This window comes from Streptomyces sp. NPDC097981 (assembly GCF_040302565.1).
Taxonomy (GTDB): Bacteria; Actinomycetota; Actinomycetes; order Streptomycetales; family Streptomycetaceae; genus Streptomyces.
In genome coordinates this window covers 1-3,238 of the sequence record NZ_JBEORW010000150.1, presented here as the reverse complement: position 1 = coordinate 3,238, position 3,238 = coordinate 1, and the positions used below count along the sequence as shown (strand labels likewise).

The following is a 3,238-nucleotide window of genomic DNA, read 5'->3' as shown; positions in this document are numbered from 1 at the left end:
GATCCTCCTGCGCGGCAGGCGACAGACGACGCATGTCCCGATCCTCGCTCACACCCCACCAACGATCAGGAAACCCATCAGTTTCGCCTCAATAGCTGGCGTTTCCGCCGGCCATAAGGACGGTGGTCTACTCAACGAACATGGTCGAATCGATCAACTCGCGGCTCCGCAAGGCCACCCGCAACCGCGGCCATTCCCGCTCGGAACAGGCCGCCTTGAAGGTCCTCTACCTCGCGGTCCGCGAGCAGATCAACCCGAAAGCGCGCGACGCGAACCACGTCGCCGCACACTGGAAAAGGGCGCCGAACCAGTTCCCACTGTTCTTCGAGGACCGGCTCAGCATCCAATGACACCAACCGACTTACACAAGATCACTGACACGCCCTCCCTGATGGACGCGGAGAACGGTCACCTGATTCATGACACTCCCTTCTGGCTCTGCTCGCCATCACGTCGGGCGGGACCTGGGGAGGTCAGCCGGTGCAGCCGGGGACGCTACCGGACGGGGCGCAGTTGTCCGGTGTGTTGCCGCTCACCTTCGAGTGGTCCAGTGTCACCTTGTCGTCGTTGTAGATTCCGCCGCCGATGCCGTTGTTCGCGGTATTGTCCGTCACCTTGGAGTCGATCAGCGTCACCGTGTTGTCGTTGTAGATTCCGCCGCCGTTGCCGTTGTTCGCGGTGTTGTGCGTCACCTTGGAGTCGATCAGCACCAGCACGCCGTTGGCGTTGTTGTAGATGCCGCCAGTGTCGGAGGCACTGGTGTTGTCGCGCACCGTGGAGCGGTCGAGCGTCACCGTGCCGCCGTAGTTGTAGATGGCGCCGATGCTGCCCGCCGTGTTGTCTTTGATCCTGGAGTCGTGCAGCGTCAGGGCGCTGTTGACGGCATTGAAGATGCCGCCGCCGTTGCCGGGGCTCGTGGTGTTGTTGCGCACCGTGGAGCGGTCCAGCACGACCGTGCTGTTGTCGTCGTTGAAGATGCCTCCGCCCGCGTTGATGGCGGTGCTGTAGCTCACCGTTGAGTCGTACAGCGTCAGCGTGCTGCCGCTGTTGTTGACGATGCCGCCGCCGTTGAAGCCGCTGCCGTTCGTGATGGTCAGGCTTTTCAGCTCCACCTGAGCGCCGTTGGTGACGGTGACGGTGGTGCCGGTCTGGGTGCCGTCGAGGACCGCGGGTTTCAGGCCGATCAGGGTCAGGTTCTTGTCGATGGTGAAGTTGCCGGTGCAGGTCCCCCGCACCAGCAGCGTGTCCCCCGCCGAGGCGGCGGTGATCACGGGCTGCAGGGCGGAGGGGTCGGCGTTGCAGTCCACCGTTGTCTGGGCGGCCGCGGCCGGGGCTGCGGCCGCCAGGCCAGCCCCGGCCGCCATCACCGCAGCCGAGACCCACCGGCGCCACACTGCTCGGGGCATTCGCATGATCATCCGGCTTCTCCTTCTCCGTGGCTGGTCAGAGGCGGCTGCCCCGACCTGTTGTCGTTCTTGGGCAAGGGCGGCGTGAGCGCCCACAGGTGCAACAAGGGATGTCCCATCGGGGTGGCTGTGGGGTGGATGCCGCGCCGCTGGCAGCCCGTGTGTCCCCCCAATGGCAGGGGCCGGTGACCGGTGCGGCTCACGGGCGGCGGGTGAGCGTCCCCGGCGGGCGGTGCGGGACGCTTGTGCCAACGATCTTCAAAACCGTCGTGGCGCAGGCCACCGTGGGTTCACATCCCACACCCACCGCCAGCAGAAACGGCCGCAGCCGACCACCCTCTACACCCTGACCGGGTCAACGCCCGCAAGCTGCGCGCAGCGGAGTCCGCCGCCAGGGTGCCATTCCAGCACAGGGCCGACCGCGTCCCCGCGTCCCCGCCCTCCTGGCATCAGAACACCGGGACGACGCCGCAGTGCCGCTTGCACACGCACGCCTCCCCCGGACCGGCGTGCGCCACCCGTGACAGACCACGCCGCCCGCCGACCCCGGCGAGGCGGTGCCCCGCAGGCCGACCAGGCCAGCGTCCGCCCAGGCAACTTATGAACGGCCCCAGCCACGTCAGGCAGTCACGGAAACGGGAACGGCTGCGTACGCGTGGCATCGGCCCCGCCGCAGCCCGATCGCCGCGCCCAGAAACACAACCCACCCGCCACAAGCCCACAATGGTTGGTGTAGCCCTTACACAGAGTCGTTGAAACCGGCCAGGTCCATGCCCACCCAGTCGGCCCCGGCGTCCGCGTCCAAACCTGGCCAGAGCGCCAGCATGTCCAGGAGCCTCGCAAGGTCGGCGGCGTCGCCGGCGCGAGCCGCAACGGCACGCCGTGCCCGCTGCCGCTGTCCCAGCCGCCATTGAGCACCGCTCCTCTGCCGACGGTCTGACTCACCCATACCGCAGATCCCACCACAACCACCACGTCAGCACACGGCCGACGTCCCGCCGCACCCCAGCCAACCCCCAGGCAACCCCACAGGCCGCCCTCGACGCGATGTCCGGTGAGCCGGGCGATGGACCGGGGGGCACCGGCGGTAGGCGCGCTCCCCGGTCGGGGCGCGGCGCAGGTGGTGGAGTTTCGCCGAGGTGCTCCTGCCGGCTGGCGGGGGCACCTTGTGCGGTCAGGTGGTGTCCAGAGCGCCTGGGGCACCTGCCCTCGTCCGCACACTCCTGTCGGCACGGCGTGATCTTGAGCGTAGCGGGCAGGCCGTCGGCCAACGGGCTCAGTGTGGGAATCGTCCGGCTGCTGTCGGTCCCGGGTCGCCAGATCCTCGGCGCCCCGCCGGTCGGGCTCCATGTGGCCGGGCTCGTTTCCCAGAGCCGCGCGTGAGGCATCCGTGGCCGGCATCGAGGTCGTCATCTACAGGCCGAGACTCAAAAGGATCGTGACCGTCGGCGGGAGCAGCGCGAGCCACCCCGCCCATCGGCGTGCCCTGGTCAGGGTGGGGTGTCGCAGCGGCAGCCGGGATGCCACCACGAGCAAAGGGGTAACCGTCCAGGACGCGAACCAGAAGATCATGAGGACGGCCACGGTCTGAGGGTGAACCTCCTGGGCCATCCCGGCCAGACACCCGAAGAGGAAGGCGACCGGGATCAAGGCCAACGTCGCGGCCGTGACCCATATTGAACCGTTCCGGGTTCGGTAGGGACTCGATCGTTTGAGAGGATCGAGTCATGGCACGTCCTTCCCAGTACCCGCTTGAGCTGCGCCGTCGTGCGGTGCGCATGGTCGCCGAGGTGCGGCCCGACTACGACACCGAGTGGGCCGCGATGAAAGCG

General features: G+C 67.9%; 2 protein-coding genes, 1 tRNA gene and 1 pseudogene. 2 read left to right on the top strand and 2 right to left on the bottom strand.

The window, feature by feature from the left end; genetic code table 11:
- Positions 1-95 precede the first annotated feature (95 nt).
- Positions 96-350 (top strand): annotated as a pseudogene (locus ABTY04_RS40625) (transposase); the annotation flags it as partial.
- A gap of 123 nt (positions 351-473) precedes the next feature.
- Here the strand turns inward: ABTY04_RS40625 and ABTY04_RS40620 are convergent.
- The gene (locus ABTY04_RS40620) at positions 474-1,406 is read right to left on the bottom strand and encodes a right-handed parallel beta-helix repeat-containing protein (RefSeq protein ID WP_352218455.1); all 933 of its coding nucleotides are present in this window, start codon (positions 1,404-1,406) and stop codon (positions 474-476) included.
- 207 nt (positions 1,407-1,613) lie between these two features.
- Between ABTY04_RS40620 and ABTY04_RS40615 the strand changes: the two genes are divergently transcribed.
- Positions 1,614-1,718, top strand: a tRNA-OTHER gene (locus ABTY04_RS40615).
- A gap of 1,101 nt (positions 1,719-2,819) precedes the next feature.
- On the opposite strand, the gene ABTY04_RS40610 is transcribed toward ABTY04_RS40615, so the two are convergent.
- Positions 2,820-2,990 (bottom strand): hypothetical protein, encoded by a 171-nt coding sequence (locus ABTY04_RS40610; protein ID WP_352218454.1) that lies wholly within the window; start codon positions 2,988-2,990, stop codon positions 2,820-2,822.
- Positions 2,991-3,238 lie beyond the last annotated feature (248 nt).

Excerpts from the sequence above, each read along its gene's own strand:
- ABTY04_RS40620 (WP_352218455.1), bottom strand. The coding sequence starts at position 1,406 with ATGCCCCGAGCAGTGTGGCGCCGGTGGGTCTCGGCTGCGGTGATGGCG.